Here is a 496-nt window from a genome sequence, read left to right on the forward strand (position 1 = left end):
GCCGCCCTTGCCGCCGGCCCCGCCGGCGCCGCCCAATCCACCGAAGCCCCTCCCTTCGGTGGGGTCGCTGCCGCCGTCGCCGCCGTCACCGCCCTTGCCGCCGGCCCCGCCGTTTCCGCCGCCGCCGCCATCGCCGATGATGTTTTCCCCGCCCTTGCCGCCAGCCCCAGCGTTCCCGCCGGCTCCGCCACTGGCGCCGGTGCCGCCGGGTGCAACGGCGTTGGCGCCGTTACCGCCGTTGCCGCCTTTGCCCCCGGTGTCTGCAAAGTCGGGGGTCGCACCCTGCGCGGCGCGGGTCACGCCGTCACCGCTGAGCCCCCCGAGCCCGCCAGCGCCGCTGAAGCCAGGATTGCCGCCGTTGCCGCCATGGCCGCCGTTGGCACCGGGTGCGACGGCGTTGCCGCCGGTCCCGCCGACCCCACCGTTGCCGCCTTTACCACCGTCCTGGCCACGCTCGCCCGCGGTGGTGGCATTGGCACCCTCGGCACCACTACCA

The 496-nt window shown here is 76.4% G+C and carries 1 pseudogene; it reads right to left on the reverse strand.

The features are described 5' to 3' along the window. A pseudogene (locus BST12_RS29315) lies at window positions 1-496 on the reverse strand (PE family protein); the annotation flags it as partial.

This window comes from Mycobacterium angelicum (assembly GCF_002086155.1).
Taxonomy (GTDB): domain Bacteria; phylum Actinomycetota; class Actinomycetes; order Mycobacteriales; family Mycobacteriaceae; genus Mycobacterium; species Mycobacterium angelicum.